Consider the following 22263-nt stretch of genomic DNA (forward strand, 5'->3'; position numbering starts at 1 on the left):
ATTAATTCATTTCTGATAAAGTGATTATAAATCTCTCAGAACCATTGTTCAATTCAATTATTTATATAATAATGATAGGTATATCCTATGATTAAATTTGAGGTGATTCCAATCGAATTACGACAACTAGAATACTTTTTAGCTGTTTCAAAAGTGTTGCATTTTACAAAAGCAGCTGAGAAATTAAACATTTCACAACCTTCACTAAGTCAACAAATACGTGCATTAGAACACGAAGTGGGAATGCCGCTTTTCGATCGAATTGGTAAAAAGATATCTTTAACTGAAGCAGGAAGAATTTTATTATCACATAGTAAAACCATTTTTCATGAAGTCGAACAAGCTCGTTCTGCCATTCAAGATTTAAATGGATTACAGCACGGTTCCTTAACAATAGGATCTTTGTTAACCGTCGTAAATTATTTACTACCGCCGGCTATTTTAAATTTTAATAATTTATATCCAAATATTGAACTTTCTGTGTTAGGGCTTCGCACAGGAGAAATTCGCGAAAAATTATTACAAAATGAATTGGATATTGGCATTACATTTCTCCCGGTACAAGATAAAGAGATTGTTTCCATCCCACTATATAAAAGTGAACTTACATTAGTCGTACCAACCGGTCATCGATTAACTGGACGTGATCATGTATCTATTGCTGAATTACAGAACTACCCTTTAATTCTTTTACCTAAAAATTTCTTTTTAACCGAACTAATTACATCTCATTGTCAAAAATTCAACTTTACACCAAAACCAATTTTAGAAATTAGTACGATGGAATCTTTAATTCAAATGGTCTCAAAAGATATGGGAATTACAGTATTACCAAAACCTTATATAGATTTTTTGCAAAGCGAACACATTCAATCTATTAAAATTGAAAACCCCACTCCAACAATAGATATAGGACTTATTTATAGAAAAGATAAATATATGTGCGCTGCTACCCGAGAATTTATTGAACAACTAAAGTTAACAGTACATTCTCTACAAAATTAAACATAAAAAGAGATTATCCTATGTAGCCGTTACACAACGACCTATTAGAATAATCTCTTTTTATAATGATATAAAACATTACATTTTATGGTTTCTTTTCTAATAACCTATTATTCATTATAAGTGCTTAATTATTATCGTTTTATTAAGCTACCCATCAGCGATATTTTATGTCTATTTCGTATAGATATTAGCAAGTTAGCACATTTTTATAAAAATTATATAATGCTTCAAAAAGTAGGAATCCGTTTCGATCAATCTTTTTTCAAAATGGATTCCTTTTTGTCTCTTATCAATATTCATATGTTACAGTAGTGCCATTAAAACCATCAAAACAATTAGAGCAATTAGAGCAACCACCACAACCAAAACAACTAAAGCAACCGAAGCAACCAAAACAACGGAATCCACCACAACGACCACCGCCACAACCGCCACAACGACCACCACCACCACAACGACCACCGCCACAACCGCCACAGCGACGAGCATCATCTGTAATATAGTAATATGGATATTGGCTTTGCTGGTCCCAATACAAAATATTTCCAGACTGATAATCATTTAGGCTTAACGCTTGTAGTTCTTGTTGAAACTTATTCATTTTCATGACCTCCGTTTATAAACTACAACCCAATCGATGCTTTCCTATATTTCTGTTCGTTAAATCTAAGTAGAGATAGCGCTATAAAGTGAAACTTTAATCAGTGGGGAGTGTTCATCCCCCACTGATTATTAGCCCGACTCCCACCTAACTTCTTTGCTCCAGTCGAATTTTGAGGTGGGAGTTTTACTGCCCACAAATAGCGGGTTAAACTAAGTTCAATACGTACACCTACAAAATATGACCTATCACTAGATGATGTACCTTGTTCATATGCCTATTTTTAGGTTGTTTTTACTATGGGCTCATTTTTACAAATGGAAATTATAAAATATGAATTTAAACAATAACATTTAGATTTATGTTATCATTTTCTAGTTCTATAGTCGTATATTCCATAATTTTGTTTGGTCATCTTCGTATTTCCAATATGCACTCCCATCTTTTTCTTCGCTTCAATAACTGCTATATCAGAGCTAATTTTGAACGGTATTTTTCCATTATGCTTCTGTTTATAAATCTGCGTAAGCTCTTCTTACTTTTTTAACTTCTCTTCATTTATTTTTATCTCCGGTGTATTTCCAACCCTTATTTTTATCATTTAACCTCTTTTATCACAGTCCTTTTTTCTTTTCAGCTGACTAAAATAAATATTATTTGATGTCTACTCAAAATCTTGTTAAAATCGTTGCAAGAACATACATTCTGATTATTATTAATGTGTGTATAACATTTCAAAACTAGATTAAATAGTTCCAAATGAATAAAGCTCTATATTGAAACTTCTTATTGGCGATCAACTATTTTTTGAAACGAGCAAACTTGTATGTATAAGATTGAAATAGCCACATTGAACAGTTAAAGAATAAATTTTTGAATCATCCATTTATTATGTTAAGAGAGGAAAGTACTTATGAATAAAAGCAAACCAGTTGATGAATTGACTATTGAAGACTTGAAACAAAACCCGATATGAGAATGGGCAATAGATGAAGAGGAAAATGAAGAGTGCGATGAAACGTGGGTAAAACCAGTGGAAACTATAAATTTCACAGAAGAATTAAACGGTTCAATAGTACTGGGCGAATTAATAATACATAATGATGAGAAATTCCCTATGATGTGTAGTATTGATATTGAAAATAACGAGGTATTAATTAGTTCCATTGTTTTTTATAACGAAAAAGAAAATGAGTATATTGCTATAGAAGATGTAGTGAAAAAGGTTGAGATGCCAATCTCAATTAATATTTATCTCACAATTAATGGAGAGCCTAGATTTTTAAAATTCTCTGCAAATAAAATTGATATTTATAAAAACACTATAAAAACTAACTTAAATTAAATTCAAATTGAAGTTAGGAGAATACTCATTAAGTAAAAAATGGGAAACCATTATAATTAACGGTTTCCCATATATCCTCCTATTTTCAATATTTATATAAATTTATACTAAATAATCCCCTTTTCCACCAATGTCTCTGCGATTTGAACTGAGTTCCAAGCCGCACCTTTTAATAAATTATCAGAAACAATCCAAAGATGGAATCCTTTTGGCGTATCCGGATCTTTGCGTATTCTACCTACAAATGTATCTCTTTTACCCTCTGCATATAATGGCGTTGGATAAATTTGTTCACTAGGATTATCTTGTAAAATAACACCTGGTGCATTCAGTAGTACTTCTTTAATTTCTGCAACGGTCGCTTCTTTTTCAAGTTCAATATAAACCGATTCAGAATGCCCCGATACAACTGGAACTCTGACGCAAGTAGCTGCCATTTTCAGATTTGGATCTTCTAAAATTTTCTTCGTCTCTTGAATCATCTTTACTTCTTCGAATGTGAAATCGTTGTCTGTAAATATATCCACTTGCGGCAATACATTAAATGCAATTGGATAATGTTTTTTATCTTTTTTCGCTGGTAATATAGTACTCTTCACTTCTTCACCTGTAAGCATTGACTTAGCCTGTTCTTTTAATTCATGAATCGCATGAATCCCTGATCCTGATACGGCTTGATACGTGGAAACAATAATTCGTTCTATACCAAATGATTTTCGAATTGGCTGAAGAGCTGTTACCATCTGTAGTGCTGAGCAATTCGGAACTGCAATGATCCCTTTATGTTCCCTTAAAGTATGTGCATTTACTTCTGGAACGACGAGTGGTACATCGTGTGCCATTCGGTATTCACTTGTGTTGTCAATTACGATTGCACCACTAGAAACTGCATGATTTACATATTGTCTAGAAACTTCTCCTCCAGCACTAAAAAATGCAATGTCTACACCTTCAAAACTAGTTGTTTTTGTCTCTTGTACAATTATCTCTCGTCCTTTAAATTGCACTACCTTACCAGCAGATCGTTTTGATGAAAGCAATATAACTTCAACTATATTAAATTTAGTTTCTTTCTCTAACAGTTCAATAATTTTCTGCCCAACTGCACCTGTAGCTCCAACAACAGCTACATGATAACCTTTTTTGATCATCTTTTCTCCTCCAATATCACTTGAATGAATATTTCTACAATTTCATTTTATAAAGAATTTAATCATTTAGAAAATTGAAATACATGATATAATCATTCACAAATCATGATAATAAAAGAGGGATTGCTTATGGAAATGAGACATGTTAAAACATTTTGTGCCATTGTTAAATATGGCAACTTTTCTAAAGCTGCTCATGCATTAGGTTATGCGCAATCTACAGTGACCGCCCATATTAAATCATTAGAGAGCGATTTAAACATTCCTCTATTCGATCGATTAGGAAAAAAAATACTTCTTACAAAAGCAGGTCATCAATTTCATCCTTATTCCCTAGAATTACTTGCTATTTATGAAAAAGCGCAAGAAATCCCTCAAAATAGTGATAATTTAGAGGGAACATTAACAATTACCTCTAACGAATCATTAGCAGTGTATCGTTTACCACAATTATTACGTACTTACAAACAGGAAAATCCGAAAATAAATATCGTACTGGAAACAACTACAAACGAACAAGCAATGAATAAGCTGCGTGAAGGAGAAACAGATGTTATTTTCATAATTGGAGAAAGTATGGAACATAATGATTTTATTACGCGTACTTTTTGTAATGAAACATTTGGATGGATTTTACCTACTCATTACTCAACACACTCTAATCCATTTTGTTTATTAAAGGATACCCAGTTTATCTTTACAGAACAAAGCTGTGGCTATAGACCGATGGTAGATCGTTTTTTACGTCAAAGCGGGACTATTCCAGCTAAAACATTTGAAACTTCCAATGTTGAAGTCATTAAACAATCCGTGATGTGTGAGTTAGGAATTTCAATTCTTCCTTACATCGTTGTACAAGAAAGTTGTCAAAAAGAACAACTCTGTTATCAGCCTATCGAAACTCCAACAGTTATTCAAAGCCATGTAATCTATCATAAATCTAGATGGATTTCACCCGTTTTACAATCGTTTCTTACATTATTAAAAAAGACAAAAATATAATAGAGATAGTAGTTAACTTATATAGTCATGTTCTTTTTATTAGACGTTTCCTTTTCTTTAACTAAAGCATATACGATTGGAAGAACTAGTAAACTAGCAATTGCACACATAATTCCTAAAGAAGAAAACGGCAATCCATTACTTACTGCAAGTGAAGCTGCTCCAGAAGCAATGGTCATTCCAATATACATGGCAGAACTATTTAATGCCATCACAGTCCCTCGCACAGCTGGTTTTAATTCTGAAATTAAAGCCGTTAATGATGCTTGGCCAAATCCAATAAATAAACTCCAAATTATATGTACAGTAATTGCAATTGCTAGATTTTCTATAGAAAGCGAGAATATCATTACACTAATTGAGGCTACAATACTGGCAATGGAAACAACATTCCTCTTTCCTACTTTATCAGCTAACTTTCCACCAAAAATATTTCCAGCCACACTACCAATTCCCGCCAGAAAGATGACCATCCCTATCTCGTCAACAGAAAGTCCAAAGTTACTTCCATAATAAACACCTATGTATGAAAACATTCCGTGTAATCCAATTGTCCATAGGAACGTTGCTAATAATGCAAATAAAACTGATACATTTACTAAAACCATTTTTAACGATGCAATCAACGTCTTCGTTATAGAAACACGCACCTCATCTCTCGGTTTTTCATTTTCTAATAGCTGATTAACTAGTAATGTAATAAATAAAGTTAATAGTCCTATACAATAAAATGTCCACTGCCAATTTCCTACTTCAGATAAAAATGCGCCTATGGGTACTCCGATGACTGTCGAACCTACCATTGCTCCCATAATCGTTCCCATTGCATTTCCCCTTGACTCATATGTAACTTTATCTCCTACTAATGCAAATATACTTGGCATAATCATTGCACCGGCTAAACCTGTTAGACCACGAAATAATAAAAGTATTTCAAAATACTTAGCTATTCCTGTACAAAATGTAGAAATGGAGAAAATAACAAACCCCATTATTATCATACGTTTCCTTCCAACTCTATCAGACATTGGTCCGAATAAAGGTGCCGTTATTCCATAACAAAGTGCATAAACAGTAATTAAAAGTCCTCCACTCCCATCAGGCATACTGATTGTTTCTGTAATAGCTGGTAATAAAGGTGCCACAAGTAATGAATCTAGCCCGACAAAAAAAGCTACAATTGCCAAAATACGTATCATCGACTTTACCTCCATATAAAACTCCCCTTTTATTTCACATATAAAATAACTCCTTATAATTATCTCCCTTCTTTTATCGTTGCACTAGTTTTTATTTCATATATGAAGTATTTATATAAATAAAAATGTAACAGAATGTTACATTTTTATTATATTTAACTCAAATGCATCTTCCACTTTAATAATAAAGCGTCTAAATGCTCTTCTTCTTCTTTCGTAAAACAACCACAGTTCTCTTTTAAAAAATCACTATATTGCACATCTACTTGCTTTTTTGTTTCTTCACCTTTTTTAGTTAAATAAACGAGCGTTTCACGTTGGTCATTGGGGTTCTTCTCTGTCATAACGTAACCATCACGCTTCATCCGTTGAATCATTGTTGTCATATTACTTGGAACACATCCCATGTTTTCAATTAACTTTGACATGGATACTTTCCCAGATTTTGCGAGTACTTGAATTACTCCGAATTGAACATAACTTATATCATATTGTTCAATTGCTTTATCTAAATTTCTTTGGAGTAAATGATAAACATCACGAATATTTCCGTAAAGCTCTCTGTTATTCATATGTATATTTAAGCCCCTCTAATTTATTTCATATATGAATCATATTCCCATTTATTTCTTGTGTCAATAAAAACACCTTTGCATTTATACCCACAAAGGTGTTTCAAAATCAATATGTATATTATTTATTAGCTTGTACCTCACCTGCAATTAATTTACTACCTGAATATGTACCTTTTTGTATAAAAACTTGATTAATTAATTCTTTTTGCTCCTTTTCTGACATTACTCCTTTCCCTTCTCCTAAATTCCCACTTTGCAATTTCCAAATCTTGTTGTGGTCCACATCAACCTTTTCATATTTTCCTTGTTTCCATCGTTCTAAAATATCCACATATGTACTTTTTTGTGCAACATCATTACTATTTATAATTTCAAGTAAACTTTCAATTCGTTCTTGTGTAATAAAAATATAGCCCCATTTTTGATCAGCTTTCGTTTTTTGATGTGCCATTTCATGTAGTGCTGTCTGTATGTTCTCATCTGTCCACTTAAAATTTTTATTAAAACCGCTATTCGGTAATGAATGATTGCCATTTTCTAAAAGCTTTGCATCTTCAGCTTTTACATTACTATCAGCTAGCACTTCTACTGCCGGAGCGGCTGGTGATTCCTTTTTCGCAGCTGGTTTACTGTGATTCAAATAATACAATACCCCATATGTTAGACCTACCCCGATTACTACCATCCCCGCGATAATCCCTAATACTTTAAATAGTGTTTTCATCTCGCCTGTTTCCTCCCACATAGCCCTTTTCATAATTTCTATCTATCAAAAACAGATATAGCTTCTCTTTTTTCGCAACATACTGCAATTCATTTTTTTCTACTAATTAGCATAAATATAAAAATTACTTTCCAGAAATGTAGCAACCCCATCCTCATCATTACTTTTGGCAATAAATTTAGCGACGGATTTTAATTCCTCAACAGCATTGCTCATCGCTACACCAATCCCACACTTCTCAATCATTTCCATATCATTGTAGTCATCTCCAAATGCAATTACTTCTGATACGTCTCGATTTAAGTACTGTAGAACATGCTGAATACTATTCCACTTTGAAACATCCGTATGCATAATTTGACATAATGTTCCGTTATCTGTAATGACTGCCTTACACTCATCGGGCAATTCCTTAGTGAACTCCTTATTTATTGAGCCATGAGTACAAACAATTAATTTAGAAGCTTTTTCAAAGTTTAACTTTCTTATATCCATGACTTCACACGGCACATCACCAAAATAATCAGTAACATCAAAATTTGAGTACAGCTTATCATTTATTTCAAGACAAATCTGATGAAGATTATACTTTTTTGCTATTTCTATCATTTCTAAAATATCATTTTTAGAAATCTTCATTTCATATAAAATATCATTACCTTTAAGAACTAGAGCTCCGTTATAACAAATGATAATCTCACTTTTTAACACGTTGGGAATATACTGTTTTATAGCCCTTGGAGGCCTTGCCGTAGCAAAAATCAATTCGTCTCCATTATTTTTACATTCCCTCAAAATATTAATAGATTTCTCTGAAATTGTTTTATCACTTCTTAATAAATTCCCATCAAGATCTGAAATAATAATCTTTTTCATGCTTATATTTATTCCTCCTTCACAAGTTATAACTCGAAACATCGATTATTCGTTGAGGCAATCGAGTCTTTACGGGTAGTTGACCTCCGCTGAATTTTGAGTCTAATTTCCCGTAAATAGGGGAATTCATTTTCGTTTATTACATATTTTCTATTCCCTGAATCATATATGCATTTCCTTATATTGTATTTCTTTTCTTTATAAATTGAAAGATTATTCTGTTAAAAATCGCAGTCTTTTTCAAATGCAAATCCAACTCTAAGCATTTCGTTTTAAATTCATAAAAATATATGCTAGCCTAAATATAAAGGAGATGAATAAATATGAGTTTATTGTATAGCGGTTTAACTTTTTTAAACTTTGATGATACATATTTATTACAAAATAAACTTCATTCTTATTCACATGAAGATATTGATTTTAGTCATTTAGAGCACTCAAACCTGTATTGCGAGACTCCTTCTTTAATGCGTATTAAACGGGAGTTATATCGTAGAAAACAAAAAGGAATCACCTTTATCGGTTCTGGAAATTATCATTATGTAACTTATTTGCTACTAAAAGAAATAGATGAACCATTTAGCCTTATTTTATTTGATCATCACACTGACATGAACTTAAAAGAAAAAAATGATCATACTCTTATTTCTTGCGGGTCATGGGTATCATTCGCTCTTCAAAACAACCCGAAATTAAAGAAAGTCATTATTATTGGACCTTCTTCTTTAACAATTCATTCTAATGATTATTCATGCGTAGAAGTGTTCCCGATAAATACATCTAATGAAGTTTCTGCACATACAATACTTTCGCATATTCATACAGATACTATATATGTAAGCATTGATAAAGATGTTTTAGATTCAAAAGTAACTATTACAAATTGGGATCAAGGACATATGAAACTCTCTACACTTTTAAAATGTATTCATTCTCTTATTAGGAATAAAAATGTCTATGGTATTGATATTTGTGGTGAACTACCGGTTTATCCGTCTCAGCTCTTTCTAGCTAAATATACAAATGCTATTAAAAAAAATGAAAAAGCAAACTTGCAAATTTTAAAATCAATATATAATACATAAAAAAACAACGAGTGTCTTATAAGGCACTCGTTGTTTTTATGCACGATTCTCTTTTAACCACTCCGTAATAGCATCTAATCTCGAAACATCAAAACGTCTCTCTTCACACACATTTAAACTGTTTAAACTTTTCACAATTTCTAATTCATTCGATTTTACACTTTCCGCGTCAATCATTTTACAGTACCCGTCTGTAACAGTATTTAAATTTTCGTAATAACGTTGAAGTGATTTTGATATATGTAAATGTTTTTCAAAATTTCTTCTTTTTCTCGTCTCGTCAGATTCTTTCCGTTTTCTAAGTTCTTCATCATTCGTATATAAATAAAAATATTGATCGGGAAAACCAATTTCCTTATGTATCAGTTTTTCTTTATAAAAGTTTTCTATTAAAGATAATGGTTGATTAAATATTTCAAAATGGAAACACCAATTATAACTAAGTGGCTGATAAATATCACCATCAAGTATTACTAATTCATATTGCTCTGACTTCTGCATTGCTATTTTCCAGCGCTCTACTTGTTTTTCAAAATACCATGTTCTATGTTCATTTTTCGGTCTTTCGAATAAAAAATTCACTTCAGGTATAATGTATGCACCATAATTTTTTTCTAGTTCACGACATGTGCTACTCTTACCAACAGCACTCGCTCCCTCAAACGCTATAATCCCCATAGTTTCTCCCACTTTCATTAACTTAAATCTCTTTGCTTCGCATTTTTTCCCCATAACTGTCTCCATAAAACAATTGAAGCGATAGAAAGCATTATTGTTGTAATGATACTCCCCTCAATACCGAACGAGCCCCCATGAAGGACTTCCGATCCTTTTGTTACAGGTTTAAAAAGTGGTGTAGAATACATTTCCATTCCACTAACTGCAAAACCATAAATATTAAACTGTGCCCAATTCCACAACGAATGCCATGCGCATATCCCCCAAAGACTACTGTCCTTTAATACGTAAAAAGCTGCAAATACACCAACTAATATTATATTCGATATCGAAAGAATTGTAATACCTGGATTAAGTAAGTGAAGAAAACCAAATAAAAAAGAAGTCACAACAATCCCAATCCATATACGGCTTCTAACAGAGAGAACTGGGAATAACCAACCTCGTACAACAATTTCTTCCGTTGCCCCTTGTATTAAAAATGCAACTAAAGACCCTACAATACCAAATATAGCTGTCATCGTAATTTCTTGCATTTGTAGTTTTACATTTCCTGCTAATACGAGTGAAATTACTGGTATCGAAATGAAAATAAACCCTATTAATGCACCTCTCAAATACTTTCTCATCCATTTCTCTTTCCAAAAACCAATAGATGAAAATGACCTTTTCTCTACAAATTTAATCCATAAAAACACAAAAAATATAGCCCCGCCAAACGTTAATATCATCTCAATATTACTATAAATTGCCTTCATAAAGGTTGTTTCTGTTTTCGGTAAAAACAGCATAAATAACATAAATAATTCACCTAAAGTCAAAAATACAATAGCAAGTATAACAGCGAAAACAGGATGAACTTTTCTTCTCCCTTCTTTTGCTGCTTCAATTATTTTAAATTGTTTATTTAGCAATATTCTATCCTCCTTATTATTGTGATCATCTGTATTCTTAAAATATATATATCGTTTCCCTTAATAATACTTTTTAATATAAATGATTTCTGTTTGGAATAAATTCAGATTAGGAATAATATATAAATAAAAGAGATGTCTTCGTGCCTTTTACCAGTATCACCCAAATCTTTCGCTGGTATTACCAGCACTTGCTATTTCACACCATTTGTTGTAAGATAGTAATTAAGGTCAATTTAACAATATATTTTCTTTGCATATTATCAAGTATCAATCTGGACCATTTCGTACTCCTTATGGGTTTTTGATAATATGTGAACTTTTATTTTCATTCAAATAAGGCCGATCATATTGTAATCTTTTTAAATTTTAGGAGGCATTACCATGACATTAACAGGCAAAGTAAAATGGTTTAACAGCGAAAAAGGTTTCGGTTTCATCGAAGTTGCAGACGGTAGCGACGTATTCGTTCACTTCTCAGCTATCACTGGCGACGGTTTCAAATCTCTTGACGAAGGTCAAGAAGTTAGCTTCGAAGTTGAAGACGGTAACCGTGGACCTCAAGCTAAAAACGTTGTAAAGCTATAATTCAAACAATAAAAAGGTTGTTACCAGCTCGGTTAACAACCTTTTTAATATATAACTCAAAATTTTTACATAAAAGGAGTGGTTACATGTATCGCAATCGAAAGAACGATGTAGCAGAAGTACCACCAGAACAAACACCTGTTTGGGAATGTGAATCAGAGGATTGTTTAGGATGGATGAGAAAGAACTTTTCATTTGAAGAAGAGCCTAAATGCCCTTTATGTAAAAGTAGCATGAAAAGCGGAGAACGTTTATTACCTAAGTTAGGTTAATTTTTACATGCCCCTCTTATTTTATTAAGAGGGGCTTTTTATTAATAATGATTATCCCCTACATCTGTTCGCACAACAGAATACATTAATGCATCGTGTTGTTTATTTCCTTGATGAATGTATCCGCGTAACAGTCCTTCCTTTTGAAAACCTAATTTAGATAACATATTACACGAAGTTATATTTTCAGGATATGTAATAGCTCCAATTCTAAATAAACCTAAATCTCGAAATCCATAAGTAATAATTTCTCGAGCAGCTTCTGAAGCATAACCATTCCCCCAATAACGAGGATGTAAATCATATCCAATCTCAGATCGTTTACTCCAAAGTTGTAAATTATTTAATCCAATTGTTCCTACTAAAGTATTTGTTTCTTTTAATACAATCCCCCAACGTATCGCCTTTTTCTCAAAGTAATTTTTCGAAAAAGATTCAATCATACGTGAAGCTTGTCCAAACTCAGTAAAAGAATTCATACCGTAATAACACGTTACCTCATCTAATGAGAATATTTCATATATTTTTTGACAATAAGATTGTTCTATTTCAACTAAGCGCAAGCGTTCTGTTTCTAACATAGGAAATGCCATAGGATCACTCCTTTCTCTCTACTCATTTATTATAGCAGAAAAAGTATTTATAATTAGGAAAGTCCTTAATGTCCCACAAATCAAATATTTCTAGCGATGTTTATCCTCTTAATAATATATAACTTCGTTGTATTTATTAATTCCCCTCTAAAAACCACCCCTAATTAATACCATCTCATGTTAAAATATAGAAAAAACAGTAAATACTTCTTACGGAGGTGCTTAAACTTTATGTATATTTTCATTGGCTTATCCCTCTTGCTCATTTTACTCATTTTTTTATTCGCAAAAAAATTCACACCAAACTCATTCATGATGACTAGTTTTAAAGGAAATAGCTTTAAGACATTTTCAGTTGGTATATTAATGGCTGCCACACTCTCTCTTTCATACGGAATTTATCACGCAGCGACATATCAACCTAAATATTTAGATATTGAATTGCAAAATCAAAATTTTCCTGTTTTCGGTAATGTTGGTGAATTGGGTTATTTCTCAGAAGAATTACTAAAAAAAGATGCAGAAGTTGAACTGTATTTTGCCTCTTGGGAAACAATACAATTAAGTAATCCAGAAATAGTAGTAGCCTACCCTTCAGGAAAACAGGAAACATGGAAACCTAATATAACAATAATACCTACAAATAAATTACAAGAAGAACATAATATTAAAGAACTTTATCAACTCTCACCGTACTCCTTTAAAGAATCTGGAGAAATAACATTAACTATTAAAAATAATAAAGCCAATTATAAAAAGATTTCAATTAATGTGCAGTAACTACAAATAAAATGTCCCTCCATTATGTTGGAGGGACATTTTTATTTACATATGTATTCAATATTATTATTTTGATTGTTCATTCAATGTCGCAATTATTTCATTGGCAGTATTCTTTCCGTTTCCAATACAAGCTCCAATTCCGACACCGTAATATGAAGCTCCAGCTAAGTATACATTTGGATAAAGAGCCGTCAATTTTTCATTTAATGATTGAACCGCTTGATTATGTTCTAAATGATATTTCGGCATTAAATCTTTCCAATTTGTAACTTCAATTACTTCTGGTTCACCTTGAATTCCAAGGCTCTTTTCAATATCATATAAAGCTACTCGTACCAATTCCTCTTCACTATAACTTTTGATCGTTTCATATACTGGATTAGTGCTCTTATAAAACATTCTTACTAATAGCTTTTGTTTACCCGATGTATGTTTCCACTTCCTGCTTGTCCATGTGCAAGCATCACAATGTAAATCACTGTTTTCCGTTACGATAAAACCTGTTCCGTCAGTCGGTAGTTGTTCATCTAGTATGTCAAAACCTAAGTAAATACTTATAAGCGATGAATTTTTAAATTTATTAAAATTCTCGTTTAACTCATTAGACTGTAATAAAGTTTGTGCGATATCATGCGGAGCCGCTAAAACGACAGAATCAGCTTGTATTGTCTCATGATTTGCAAAAGAAATCTCATATTGATCACCTTTTTTACTTACAGCAGTCGTTACAACACCTTTTTTAATGACAGTCTCAGTTAGCACTTCTTCTAAGCGATTAATAATTGTAGATAGTCCACTTTTAAATGATATAAATTTTTTATTTCCTGCTGATTGAAATTGTTTTTTATTCTCTTCAAAACCTTTAATAATACTTCCGTATTTATTTTTATAATCCACTAAATACGGTAATGTAGATGCCATAGTAAGCTCATTCAATTTACCAGAATATACACCTGAAAGTACAGGCGCAATTTGTCTATCCACTAACTCTTTCCCCAAAAAGCTTTCTAAAAATACAGCAAGTGATGTATCCTTTGTAAACTCTTTATTTTTTGTAATAAAATCTTTTAAAGCAACGATTTTCCCTTTTTTTGAGACTAGTGTACTGCTAAATAATGATTCAACACTCATAGGAATCCCAAATATAGTGTCAGCAGGAATTGGATGTAATATGTTATCAGAGTATATGTATGAAATACCTGTTTCGTTATATACCATTTCATTTTCTAAATTCAAATCTTTTACAAACGGCAAAACATGTTCATTACGAACAACGATAGAATCTGCTCCAGATTCCATAATAAAATTATTTTCTTCCACACTGTGGATTTTACCACCTAAATACTCTTCTTTCTCAATAAGGATTAAATTCATATCTATATTATAATCCTTCTTTAATTTTTCTAAATAAAACATAGTAGAAAGTCCAGTAATACCTCCACCGATGACAACGACTGTTTTCATATTTGCTGCGCTCCTAACCGATACAATTAATAAATCCTATTTTATTATACCCAAAATCCCTCATATTCGACTAGCAGCTTGCGCATTCTGTAAGAAATTAGACAATATATATGAATATATTTTTGGCTGATCATTATGCACTAAATGATTTGCAAACGGAATAACGGCAATATGTATATTATTGTTTAATTGTTTAAAAGTTGTAGCGGCGGTAACTTCATCTTCTGAATCTCCCCCGACAATACACAGTGTAGGTATTTGAAGATTAGCTACATCACCCGTTTCATGAAATGGGTACCAATCCTTAACTTGCCACGATTCAAGCAATCCTTTCCAGTCACTTTTCACATGAACTTGATTCATATAAGTTACAACTTCTTCATTTTCCATCAACTGTTGATGACACTTTGCTTCATACTCCTGCGACTCTTCCCAATTATCTCGCTTAACTGGAAAAACACCTGAGAAGGTTAATGTCCTCACTTTATCTGGATATTTTTTTGCAAATAATAAAGCGGCTAATCCCCCTAGTGAAACACCCGCTATATGACAACTATTGATTCGCAAATGTTCTAGCGTATCATTTAAATCATCAGCAGAGCAAAGAAAATAATTATCTAATGTACCTCCTGATTCGCCATGTCCTCTTAAATCAGGACGAATTACTTTAAAATGCTTTTCTGTAAAAAATTCTACCTGTTCTTCAAACTCTACTAAACCTGTCATACCACCAGAATGTAAAAGCACAATTGGTTCCCCTTCGCCTGAAATATGCGTATGTAGTATCATTTATCCCTCTCCTTTAAAACTGAATATTCCATTTACTAATAGTATATCGAATATATTTTTAAATTACCAAATAAAAAAGAACTATAACATATTCAACTCACGTCATAGTTCTTTCTATTTTAAAAACATAAACCAGTTTATTAATTTGTCAATTTCTTGGCTGAGCTCTATTACTTTTTCATGTTGAAGTCCATAATTTGAGACTAGATTCAATAATTCTTCTTTTTTCAATTCAATTACTTTTTCTAACTTCACTAATTCCATGTCGTCTATATTCGCTCCAATTTCAAAATATATGTATTTTAGTATAGCCTACTTACATAATAAGTAAAAGTAAAATACGCATGTAAAATCTTACAAATATAAAAATAATATACTATCAACAAAGAAATTTTAGATTTAGCCCCTTTATACAGATCATTGACTTCATTACGTATTAATAACAAATCGGAATTTCTCTAATGTTATATCTTTATATTCCGGAGTTCTCTTTATATGATCAAAATAACTATATGAAAATTTGAAAACATGCCCAAAATCCCAATCAAATTCACTATAGTCTTTTAGCCAAAATTGATTTTCCGTTGGTAATACGTTAGCACGTTTAGATTCAATCAAAGGTAAATGATCTATAGGTGAATGTAGATTTATTTCAGTATTCAGCACGAGCTTTTTACTAGCACGCAGTACGTATACTAGTTTTAAAAGTGGACGTATTCCTCTTTGAAATATATCTTTATATCCTAAATCATACATTATATTAATTGCGTGGGAAAAAGTAAGCATATGGCCAATTAAATCATGATGTGATTCTGCTCTATAAATAATCTTAAACTCCGATAGTTCATTTAAAATAAACTTAGATAATTGTTTTGGATTTCTTAATTCACTTTGTATCTCATCTTTTATACTTAATTGTTTTACTTCCTTCGTCGTAAAACCAATCCACGATCTACCGGGAATTGTTTTTTGAAATGATAATATAAGGTCCGTTACCCCTTCTATTGCTTGATTATCGCCCCATTTTTGTAGTTCTTTCATAGCTAATAAACTTAATGCCGCATAAATAACGTTATGCCCCACCCAATGAAGTTCATCAATTGTATTTTCCAATGATTTTATTATCATTTTTTCGGCACTTTGAAAATCAATTTCTTCTTTACTATCGATGATTTCATCTAAGTTTTGCTTGTTCAGCATCATTTTTGTATGGGAATGCATATTACGAGCTATCTCTTTTTCAATATTATTATCTTTCATGAAAAAATAACTAGCAATTGCAGCTGCCCCGTAATGTGCATGCCAAATATCATTTGTTTGTTTTTTGCATTGAGAAATAATTGAAAGGCCGCCTTTTAAAACACTTTTATCTTCCATTTTCTATCCCCCATTATAAAGCTCACTTTATACTCATCCTAAAGATGGCGTTAATACAAATAAAATGTGATTCGATTCATCACTTTTATTCAAAAATCGATGCTTCACGTTTGGTGGGATACGCACAACATCACCTTCTTCTAAAAAATATTCTTTTCCTTCTAATTCCACATACACTTCCCCTTTCATGACAACCGCAATCTCTTCCTTATCTTCATGTGAATAATGACTTTCCGTTGTGTTTGCTTTTTTATTTAAATCCATCATCAACATTTCAATACGCGCTTTCATAAAATCCGGTGTTAATACATCATATACAATGTGATCATTATTTTCCCGATATACTTTTTTTCGATCTTTTTTCTTAGAAATGAGTGAATCTGTATCAATCTCATTAATAAAAAGTGTAAATAGCGGTACATTTAATGCTTTCGCAATTAATTCCAATACACTTAAAGAAGGATTCGCATATCCTCGTTCAATTTGACTAATTAGTGAAGTACTAATCCCTGTATAATCAGCAAATTCACGAATTGTCATCTTATTTTTCTTACGATAACTTAATACAGTTTGTCCGAGTCTATCATGTATCATAGTAAAAACTTCCTTTCGTCCATCATATTGCATGTTTCGTTGCCTTTGTGCTGACATACTAAACAAAGGAAACTAACCCTTTCCTATCGTCTCAGGGTCTTATATACTTACCTTTGTACATTATATCTTATTAAGTTTATTATAATAAACATTCTATCGGAGGGACAGAATTTGAAATCACCTATTCTTTCATATTTCATCTTATTTTTCGGTGTATTCGCCTTATCAACTTCAGCAATTTTTGTGAAATTGGCAGATGCTCCTGCAGCAATCATTGCTTTTTATCGATTATTATTTGCTACAGTAATTCTGTTACCGTTATTACTATTTAATAAAAGGAATCGAAACGAACTAAAAACATTATTGAAAAAACAATGGAGATTCGGATTTCTATCCGGGCTATTTTTAGCTGCACATTATGTACTATGGTTTGAATCCTTACAATATACTTCCGTAGCAAGTTCTACAGTTATCGTAACGTTACAACCTTTATTTTCAATGATTGGTGGTTACTTTTTATTTAAAGAGAGATTTACGAAAGGAGCGGTTATCGGTTGCCTCATTGCCATTTCAGGAAGTATCGTCATTGGTTGGCAAGATTTCCAAATTAGTGGCGACGCTTTATACGGAGATATTTTAGCATGTATGGCGGCCGGAATTATTACAGCTTACTTTTTCATTAGTCAACACATTCGTAAAGATTTATCCCTTATACCATATTCGGTAATTAGTTATGGAAGTAGTGCATGCTTTCTCGGTATATTTGCTTGTATGCAGCAACAATCTTTCATTCATTATGCTACACAAACTTGGTTGTCCTTTATTGGATTAGCTTTCATTGCAACGATTTTAGGACAAACGATATTCAATTGGTTATTAAAATGGATGAGTGCTACTGTTATTTCGATGAGTATTTTAGGTGAAACAATTGGTACTTGTGTTCTAGCCTATTTTATTTTGAGTGAAACCATTACTTTACAACAAGCACTAGGAATTTCAATTATTTTCATTGGATTAGCATTATTTTTATTACAACCGAAACTACCGAATCGCAAATAACAATTAAAAAAGCATGACATTGATTTGTCATGCTTTTACATATTAATTATGTACAATTAAACCATCAGGTCTAAAACGACTCATCATAATTTCATTTATAAACTTTCCGTGAGCCTTCAAATTCCCTATCTTTACCCCTTCTACTACAAACCCGAATTTTTCATATAGATCTTTTGCTTTCGGATTCGTTTCTAAAACACCAAGTTCTACTCTCTCTAACATTAACCAATTATCAGCTAAATCAAGCATTTTTGTAAGAAGTGCTTTGCCAATACCTTTATTATGATATTCACTGTCTACCCCAATAAATAAATCGCCTGAATGAGATCTTCGTCCCGGACTTTGTGTTAAGCCAATAAAACCTACTACTTCCCCGTCATACTCTGCAACAAATTCAAATTGATTTGGTGCTAGGTTCCGAATTCTATTTTCCATAGCATCTACACGCATACTAGGTAAGAAAACCATATAAGGTAAAACCTCATCCTGTATACATATACGATGAATTGCTCTAGCATCTTGTATTTCTACTGCTCGTATGTTGATTCCCATATTCGTCCCCCTCCATGTAAATACCAATATATTATCATTCTGGAACCCTACATTAAATCCTTTTTCACATGTATTTCTTTATGTTATTTTTACATAACTATTTCGGTATAACACTTATTTTCCAAACATCTTATCCTAACAACCGATATGCTTTAAATTTTCACCTTATTATATAACTCAAGCAAATTTTCTATTGGAATACCATTTATTTTCATACCAGTTATATCACAATTTACTATTTCAATATTTTTCAGGTTACTATTATGTATTGTACTACCTTCCAAATCACAGTTTTCAAATGAAATAGGTTCCTTCTCATCTCCAAGACTTGTATTTTGGAATTGCACTCCACCTAATGTCACCAAATTAAATTTACTACTAGAAAGATTTAAATCTGCATATGAGGACCTTCTAAAATTTATATTTCTAAACTTTGATTGACTTACATTACAATTACTCATATTCATATGCATTATATTACTACCAACAAATGCACTATTTTTTAAATTTACTTGATAATATTCTGTATTAACCAAATTACAGTTTTCGTATTGACCATTTTTCATATCTTTATTTTTAATTAGGTTCTCTCCAGCTGCATCTACATTTTTTCTTTTTACATAGCAATACTCATCTTCAGATTTAAAAATTATTTCATAGCCCATTTTTTTATAAAAATGATGATTATTAATTTGTCTACTGGATGTTTCGAGATCCCAAATCCTTATGTTCGGATATTCCTCTTCTATTAATTTAATAACATATGATCCAATTCCTTTTCCTTGATAAACAGGATCTACAAAAATACGATCAATCCGACCGTACGACTTACCAGAGATCGTAACTATAATTCCCCCAATTATTTTTTCATCCATTATCACTTTGTAAGAATCTAATTCTTCGATTGAATATTTCATCATTTCAACTGAAGAATAGCCTGGTGGTTGGATGTTATAGTCAATTACATCACCTTGATCGCATAGCCATCGTTTTGTTTCTTCATCAAATGTTCTTGTCATTATTTCTGTTAACTTTCCAGCATCTAAAATTGTAGCTTTATCTATAGTTATTATCGTCATTTTTGTTTTCCCCTTCATTGTTATAAACCGATAACTTTTGTGAACGATATAGTTATTAATTTACTTTTGTCTTTAATATTTTTCCCATTATTACATATGGAACATCACTTTTACTTGGGTGAAATGGCTCTAATACATCCACCCAATCCAATCTTTTATATAAAGAACGCGCTTTTCCATTGTTTATTTGTGTTGTTAAAATACTCGTTCTATTTGAAATCCCTTCTAATAATTCATTATGTAATTTCATTCCAAGACCTTCATTTTGATATTGTGGGTGAACTGCTAACTCTACAAATTCAAAACAATCTTGCAGCCACTGATCTACTTGCTCCAGATGTAATGCTTCTCTCATTAATTGATTATAGTACTGTCCCCCCATTGAGCGATAACCATAAGTAAAACCAACTACTTCATTTTCATCATTTATTGCTACTATACCTTTAAAATCTGCATATTTTATATGTCTTTTCATTCTCTCAATCATTTCAGTAAAATTTGTTTTCTCAAATGCTTTACAATACAATTTTGCCATATTATTAATTAGGATTTCATCTTTTTCAATACGTATGAATTTCACTTTACCTTCCCCCTATTAAAACATTTGAACCCTTAAATAATTATAAAATAAAGAAAATTAGAATCAATCACTCTCTTTACTATTAAACTACAAATCACCCTATATTTTCCACTGTTACTTAGTATGAATGAATAAAAAGAAGAAAACATGTAATATACATATGTTCTCTTCTTTTTATTTTAACGCTTATTCATTTTCAATTTTATATAATTAATAATTAGATATTACTTAAGGTTACAAGTATTAGCTAGCTCCTGTAAATCCTCTATAAATCGACTCGCATGATATCCATCACAAACCGCATGATGTACTTGCAATGAAACAGGTAGCATAACCCTGCTTCCATCATTGAAATATTTCCCACAAGTAATAATTGGTAATAAAAAATCACCATCATTATTAATATTTAAATTAAATCCTGTAAAACTAGTCCAAGGTATACTAGAAATCGGAAAAATATTTGGCGGAATATTTTCTTTCGTGAAGAAACCATGAACATTAGCATAACATCTCATATCCTCTTCATAGTTTTTATAGAAAATGTGGAAATCGCTAGAATAATCCGTCCATATACTTGAAAAAGATTTATCATCTTTATGAAAGATTGTATAACTAGGTATCATTTCCTCCCAATACCCTAAAACTCCTTCATCATTAAAACATGTTCGAAATTCTGTATGTTTATTTATCACTTTAGAAATTACATAAATAAAAGTCGGATAAAATTTAATTTCCTTTTGATGTATTTCCTCTAGCATCATCGTAATATCAACATTCGCTGTCATACTAAACGAACACTTTAATTTTAAATAATGTTCAAAATACTGCTCTCTATTCCAATTTTCCCTGTCAATTACATGAAACTTCATTTCATTAGCCTCCTAAAATTTCATTTTTATTTTAGAAGGCTAATTTCCTTGTTTTCACCACACTTGTTCACTCCTTATAGTTTAAATTTATCCTCACGTTTTTATTTAATTATATAACATTTGCAAAAATCCATTCACATATTTCTTGAAATCCATCCACATACTATTAATAAAGTGAAACTTTAATCAGTAGAGGGCACTTCATCCCCCACCTAACTTCTTTGTTTTCGCCGAATTTTGAGGTGGAGGTCTTACTGCCCGTTAATGCGGGATAAATCAAATGACATTTGGAGGACTCAAACATGCATGATAAAAATGTAAATAAAAAAGAAAATGTTATCGAAAATACTACATCTATTCAAAATAATAATACTGCAAATCTAACTAGCGAAGAACAAGCAATGAACGGCTTATATGGAATGCCCGAAACAACCATTGAAGATGCTGATCACACTGTAACTGATGATTTGACTTCAAAAAATTAATGAACTACATTAAAAAAGCCA

Annotated in this window: 26 protein-coding genes and 2 pseudogenes; 9 read left to right on the plus strand and 19 right to left on the minus strand. The window is 31.7% G+C overall.

All coding sequences use genetic code 11. From position 1 onward, the window contains the following. Nucleotides 1-102 precede the first annotated feature (102 nt). A complete protein-coding gene (locus SJY24_RS18105) occupies nucleotides 103-1005 on the plus strand; it encodes a LysR family transcriptional regulator (RefSeq protein ID WP_377867271.1) in 903 nt (300 codons plus the stop codon). Between the two features lie 292 nt (nucleotides 1006-1297). On the opposite strand, the gene SJY24_RS18110 is transcribed toward SJY24_RS18105, so the two are convergent. Both SJY24_RS18110 and SJY24_RS32080 read right to left on the minus strand, forming a co-directional pair. Beyond that, the gene (locus SJY24_RS18110; RefSeq protein ID WP_377865701.1) at nucleotides 1298-1609 is read right to left on the minus strand and encodes a heterocycloanthracin/sonorensin family bacteriocin; all 312 of its coding nucleotides are present in this window, start codon (nucleotides 1607-1609) and stop codon (nucleotides 1298-1300) included. A gap of 487 nt (nucleotides 1610-2096) precedes the next feature. After that, a pseudogene (locus tag SJY24_RS32080) lies at nucleotides 2097-2174 on the minus strand (replication-relaxation family protein); the annotation flags it as partial. A gap of 348 nt (nucleotides 2175-2522) precedes the next feature. On the opposite strand from SJY24_RS32080, the pseudogene SJY24_RS18115 reads away from it, so the two are divergent. Further along, nucleotides 2523-2954, plus strand: a pseudogene (locus SJY24_RS18115) (hypothetical protein). A gap of 107 nt (nucleotides 2955-3061) precedes the next feature. Here SJY24_RS18115 and SJY24_RS18120 read toward each other — a convergent pair. Next, nucleotides 3062-4105 (minus strand): aspartate-semialdehyde dehydrogenase, encoded by a 1044-nt coding sequence (locus SJY24_RS18120; protein ID WP_242311480.1) that lies wholly within the window; start codon nucleotides 4103-4105, stop codon nucleotides 3062-3064. A 105-nt stretch (nucleotides 4106-4210) separates the two neighbouring features. On the opposite strand from SJY24_RS18120, the gene SJY24_RS18125 reads away from it, so the two are divergent. Further along, complete coding sequence (locus SJY24_RS18125; RefSeq protein WP_377865702.1) at nucleotides 4211-5107, plus strand: LysR family transcriptional regulator; 897 nt, start codon at nucleotides 4211-4213, stop codon at nucleotides 5105-5107. A gap of 17 nt (nucleotides 5108-5124) precedes the next feature. Here the strand turns inward: SJY24_RS18125 and SJY24_RS18130 are convergent, their stop codons facing one another. The 4 genes from SJY24_RS18130 to SJY24_RS18145 all read right to left on the minus strand — a co-directional run bounded on the left by SJY24_RS18130 (nucleotide 5125) and on the right by SJY24_RS18145 (nucleotide 8481). Further along, nucleotides 5125-6321, minus strand: coding sequence for an MFS transporter (locus SJY24_RS18130; RefSeq protein ID WP_377865703.1), 1197 nt, complete (start codon nucleotides 6319-6321; stop codon nucleotides 5125-5127). A gap of 140 nt (nucleotides 6322-6461) precedes the next feature. Further along, nucleotides 6462-6878 carry a MarR family winged helix-turn-helix transcriptional regulator gene (locus SJY24_RS18135; RefSeq protein ID WP_377865704.1) on the minus strand — a complete coding sequence of 139 codons (417 nt, stop codon included), beginning with the start codon at nucleotides 6876-6878 and terminating at the stop codon, nucleotides 6462-6464. Nucleotides 6879-6999: 121 nt separating this feature from the next. Beyond that, nucleotides 7000-7605 carry a PRK06770 family protein gene (locus SJY24_RS18140; RefSeq protein WP_377865705.1) on the minus strand — a complete coding sequence of 202 codons (606 nt, stop codon included), beginning with the start codon at nucleotides 7603-7605 and terminating at the stop codon, nucleotides 7000-7002. A gap of 102 nt (nucleotides 7606-7707) precedes the next feature. Further along, nucleotides 7708-8481 carry an HAD family hydrolase gene (locus SJY24_RS18145; protein WP_377865706.1) on the minus strand — a complete coding sequence of 258 codons (774 nt, stop codon included), beginning with the start codon at nucleotides 8479-8481 and terminating at the stop codon, nucleotides 7708-7710. Nucleotides 8482-8804: 323 nt separating this feature from the next. Here SJY24_RS18145 and SJY24_RS18150 point away from each other — a divergent pair, with 323 nt between their 5' ends. Beyond that, complete coding sequence (locus tag SJY24_RS18150) at nucleotides 8805-9566, plus strand: arginase family protein (RefSeq protein WP_377865707.1); 762 nt, start codon at nucleotides 8805-8807, stop codon at nucleotides 9564-9566. Between the two features lie 36 nt (nucleotides 9567-9602). On the opposite strand, the gene SJY24_RS18155 is transcribed toward SJY24_RS18150, so the two are convergent. Both SJY24_RS18155 and SJY24_RS18160 read right to left on the minus strand, forming a co-directional pair. Beyond that, the gene (locus SJY24_RS18155; protein WP_377867272.1) at nucleotides 9603-10244 is read right to left on the minus strand and encodes a chloramphenicol acetyltransferase; all 642 of its coding nucleotides are present in this window, start codon (nucleotides 10242-10244) and stop codon (nucleotides 9603-9605) included. A 17-nt stretch (nucleotides 10245-10261) separates the two neighbouring features. Beyond that, nucleotides 10262-11158, minus strand: a complete 897-nt coding sequence (locus tag SJY24_RS18160; RefSeq protein WP_377865708.1) for a CPBP family intramembrane glutamic endopeptidase — start codon at nucleotides 11156-11158, stop codon at nucleotides 10262-10264. Nucleotides 11159-11542: 384 nt separating this feature from the next. On the opposite strand from SJY24_RS18160, the gene cspD reads away from it, so the two are divergent. Further along, nucleotides 11543-11746 carry a cold-shock protein CspD gene (gene cspD, locus SJY24_RS18165; protein WP_002012849.1) on the plus strand — a complete coding sequence of 68 codons (204 nt, stop codon included), beginning with the start codon at nucleotides 11543-11545 and terminating at the stop codon, nucleotides 11744-11746. A gap of 86 nt (nucleotides 11747-11832) precedes the next feature. Continuing rightward, nucleotides 11833-12018 carry a cold-shock protein gene (locus SJY24_RS18170; protein ID WP_000286203.1) on the plus strand — a complete coding sequence of 62 codons (186 nt, stop codon included), beginning with the start codon at nucleotides 11833-11835 and terminating at the stop codon, nucleotides 12016-12018. 41 nt (nucleotides 12019-12059) lie between these two features. Here the strand turns inward: SJY24_RS18170 and SJY24_RS18175 are convergent, their stop codons facing one another. Continuing rightward, nucleotides 12060-12611, minus strand: a complete 552-nt coding sequence (locus SJY24_RS18175) for a GNAT family N-acetyltransferase (protein ID WP_377865709.1) — start codon at nucleotides 12609-12611, stop codon at nucleotides 12060-12062. A gap of 231 nt (nucleotides 12612-12842) precedes the next feature. Between SJY24_RS18175 and SJY24_RS18180 the strand changes: the two genes are divergently transcribed. Further along, nucleotides 12843-13391, plus strand: coding sequence for a hypothetical protein (locus SJY24_RS18180; protein ID WP_377865710.1), 549 nt, complete (start codon nucleotides 12843-12845; stop codon nucleotides 13389-13391). A gap of 66 nt (nucleotides 13392-13457) precedes the next feature. Here SJY24_RS18180 and SJY24_RS18185 read toward each other — a convergent pair whose 3' ends face one another. The 5 genes from SJY24_RS18185 to SJY24_RS18205 all read right to left on the minus strand — a co-directional run bounded on the left by SJY24_RS18185 (nucleotide 13458) and on the right by SJY24_RS18205 (nucleotide 17618). Beyond that, nucleotides 13458-14858 (minus strand): protoporphyrinogen oxidase, encoded by a 1401-nt coding sequence (locus SJY24_RS18185; protein ID WP_377865711.1) that lies wholly within the window; start codon nucleotides 14856-14858, stop codon nucleotides 13458-13460. 60 nt (nucleotides 14859-14918) lie between these two features. Beyond that, entirely contained in the window at nucleotides 14919-15647 is a 729-nt protein-coding gene (locus SJY24_RS18190) for an alpha/beta fold hydrolase (RefSeq protein ID WP_377865712.1), read from the minus strand. A 114-nt stretch (nucleotides 15648-15761) separates the two neighbouring features. Beyond that, complete coding sequence (locus SJY24_RS18195; protein ID WP_000424364.1) at nucleotides 15762-15911, minus strand: aspartyl-phosphate phosphatase Spo0E family protein; 150 nt, start codon at nucleotides 15909-15911, stop codon at nucleotides 15762-15764. Nucleotides 15912-16076: 165 nt separating this feature from the next. Continuing rightward, entirely contained in the window at nucleotides 16077-17024 is a 948-nt protein-coding gene (locus SJY24_RS18200; protein WP_377865713.1) for a hypothetical protein, read from the minus strand. A 33-nt stretch (nucleotides 17025-17057) separates the two neighbouring features. Next, the gene (locus SJY24_RS18205) at nucleotides 17058-17618 is read right to left on the minus strand and encodes a helix-turn-helix domain-containing protein (RefSeq protein ID WP_377865714.1); all 561 of its coding nucleotides are present in this window, start codon (nucleotides 17616-17618) and stop codon (nucleotides 17058-17060) included. A 171-nt stretch (nucleotides 17619-17789) separates the two neighbouring features. Here SJY24_RS18205 and SJY24_RS18210 point away from each other — a divergent pair, with 171 nt between their 5' ends. Continuing rightward, nucleotides 17790-18677: a DMT family transporter gene (locus SJY24_RS18210; RefSeq protein ID WP_377865715.1), complete on the plus strand. Its 888-nt coding sequence runs from the start codon at nucleotides 17790-17792 to the stop codon at nucleotides 18675-18677. A gap of 42 nt (nucleotides 18678-18719) precedes the next feature. Here the strand turns inward: SJY24_RS18210 and SJY24_RS18215 are convergent, their stop codons facing one another. The 4 genes from SJY24_RS18215 to catA form a co-directional block, all read right to left on the minus strand. Further along, nucleotides 18720-19229, minus strand: coding sequence for a GNAT family N-acetyltransferase (locus tag SJY24_RS18215; RefSeq protein ID WP_377865716.1), 510 nt, complete (start codon nucleotides 19227-19229; stop codon nucleotides 18720-18722). Between the two features lie 152 nt (nucleotides 19230-19381). Continuing rightward, nucleotides 19382-20326 (minus strand): GNAT family N-acetyltransferase, encoded by a 945-nt coding sequence (locus SJY24_RS18220; RefSeq protein WP_377865717.1) that lies wholly within the window; start codon nucleotides 20324-20326, stop codon nucleotides 19382-19384. Between the two features lie 37 nt (nucleotides 20327-20363). After that, nucleotides 20364-20888 (minus strand): GNAT family N-acetyltransferase, encoded by a 525-nt coding sequence (locus SJY24_RS18225; RefSeq protein ID WP_377865718.1) that lies wholly within the window; start codon nucleotides 20886-20888, stop codon nucleotides 20364-20366. Nucleotides 20889-21112: 224 nt separating this feature from the next. Continuing rightward, on the minus strand, nucleotides 21113-21757 hold the full coding sequence (gene catA / locus SJY24_RS18230; protein WP_377865719.1) for a type A chloramphenicol O-acetyltransferase: 645 nt from the start codon (nucleotides 21755-21757) through the stop codon (nucleotides 21113-21115). 302 nt (nucleotides 21758-22059) lie between these two features. Here catA and SJY24_RS18235 point away from each other — a divergent pair, with 302 nt between their 5' ends. Further along, on the plus strand, nucleotides 22060-22242 hold the full coding sequence (locus SJY24_RS18235) for a DUF4021 domain-containing protein (protein ID WP_100062088.1): 183 nt from the start codon (nucleotides 22060-22062) through the stop codon (nucleotides 22240-22242). Nucleotides 22243-22263: the final 21 nt, after the last annotated feature.

The organism is Bacillus sp. R86525 (genome assembly GCF_042466195.1).
GTDB lineage: Bacteria > Bacillota > Bacilli > Bacillales > Bacillaceae_G > Bacillus_A > Bacillus_A nitratireducens.

What these genes read in the sequence shown, in the direction of transcription:
- SJY24_RS18110 (WP_377865701.1), bottom strand. Translation starts at nt 1,609, where the DNA reads ATGAATAAGTTTCAACAAGAACTACAAGCGTTAAGCCTAAATGATTAT.
- SJY24_RS18120 (WP_242311480.1), bottom strand. Translation starts at nt 4,105, where the DNA reads ATGATCAAAAAAGGTTATCATGTAGCTGTTGTTGGAGCTACAGGTGCA.
- SJY24_RS18125 (WP_377865702.1), top strand. Translation starts at nt 4,211, where the DNA reads ATGATAATAAAAGAGGGATTGCTTATGGAAATGAGACATGTTAAAACA.
- SJY24_RS18130 (WP_377865703.1), bottom strand. Translation starts at nt 6,321, where the DNA reads ATGGAGGTAAAGTCGATGATACGTATTTTGGCAATTGTAGCTTTTTTT.
- SJY24_RS18135 (WP_377865704.1), bottom strand. Translation starts at nt 6,878, where the DNA reads ATGAATAACAGAGAGCTTTACGGAAATATTCGTGATGTTTATCATTTA.
- SJY24_RS18140 (WP_377865705.1), bottom strand. Translation starts at nt 7,605, where the DNA reads ATGAAAACACTATTTAAAGTATTAGGGATTATCGCGGGGATGGTAGTA.
- SJY24_RS18145 (WP_377865706.1), bottom strand. Translation starts at nt 8,481, where the DNA reads ATGAAAAAGATTATTATTTCAGATCTTGATGGGAATTTATTAAGAAGT.
- SJY24_RS18150 (WP_377865707.1), top strand. Translation starts at nt 8,805, where the DNA reads ATGAGTTTATTGTATAGCGGTTTAACTTTTTTAAACTTTGATGATACA.
- SJY24_RS18155 (WP_377867272.1), bottom strand. Translation starts at nt 10,244, where the DNA reads ATGGGGATTATAGCGTTTGAGGGAGCGAGTGCTGTTGGTAAGAGTAGC.
- cspD (WP_002012849.1), top strand. Translation starts at nt 11,543, where the DNA reads ATGACATTAACAGGCAAAGTAAAATGGTTTAACAGCGAAAAAGGTTTC.
- SJY24_RS18170 (WP_000286203.1), top strand. Translation starts at nt 11,833, where the DNA reads ATGTATCGCAATCGAAAGAACGATGTAGCAGAAGTACCACCAGAACAA.
- SJY24_RS18175 (WP_377865709.1), bottom strand. Translation starts at nt 12,611, where the DNA reads ATGGCATTTCCTATGTTAGAAACAGAACGCTTGCGCTTAGTTGAAATA.
- SJY24_RS18180 (WP_377865710.1), top strand. Translation starts at nt 12,843, where the DNA reads ATGTATATTTTCATTGGCTTATCCCTCTTGCTCATTTTACTCATTTTT.
- SJY24_RS18185 (WP_377865711.1), bottom strand. Translation starts at nt 14,858, where the DNA reads ATGAAAACAGTCGTTGTCATCGGTGGAGGTATTACTGGACTTTCTACT.
- SJY24_RS18190 (WP_377865712.1), bottom strand. Translation starts at nt 15,647, where the DNA reads ATGATACTACATACGCATATTTCAGGCGAAGGGGAACCAATTGTGCTT.
- SJY24_RS18195 (WP_000424364.1), bottom strand. Translation starts at nt 15,911, where the DNA reads ATGGAATTAGTGAAGTTAGAAAAAGTAATTGAATTGAAAAAAGAAGAA.
- SJY24_RS18200 (WP_377865713.1), bottom strand. Translation starts at nt 17,024, where the DNA reads ATGGAAGATAAAAGTGTTTTAAAAGGCGGCCTTTCAATTATTTCTCAA.
- SJY24_RS18205 (WP_377865714.1), bottom strand. Translation starts at nt 17,618, where the DNA reads ATGATACATGATAGACTCGGACAAACTGTATTAAGTTATCGTAAGAAA.
- SJY24_RS18215 (WP_377865716.1), bottom strand. Translation starts at nt 19,229, where the DNA reads ATGGGAATCAACATACGAGCAGTAGAAATACAAGATGCTAGAGCAATT.
- SJY24_RS18220 (WP_377865717.1), bottom strand. Translation starts at nt 20,326, where the DNA reads ATGAAGGGGAAAACAAAAATGACGATAATAACTATAGATAAAGCTACA.
- catA (WP_377865719.1), bottom strand. Translation starts at nt 21,757, where the DNA reads ATGAAGTTTCATGTAATTGACAGGGAAAATTGGAATAGAGAGCAGTAT.
- SJY24_RS18235 (WP_100062088.1), top strand. Translation starts at nt 22,060, where the DNA reads ATGCATGATAAAAATGTAAATAAAAAAGAAAATGTTATCGAAAATACT.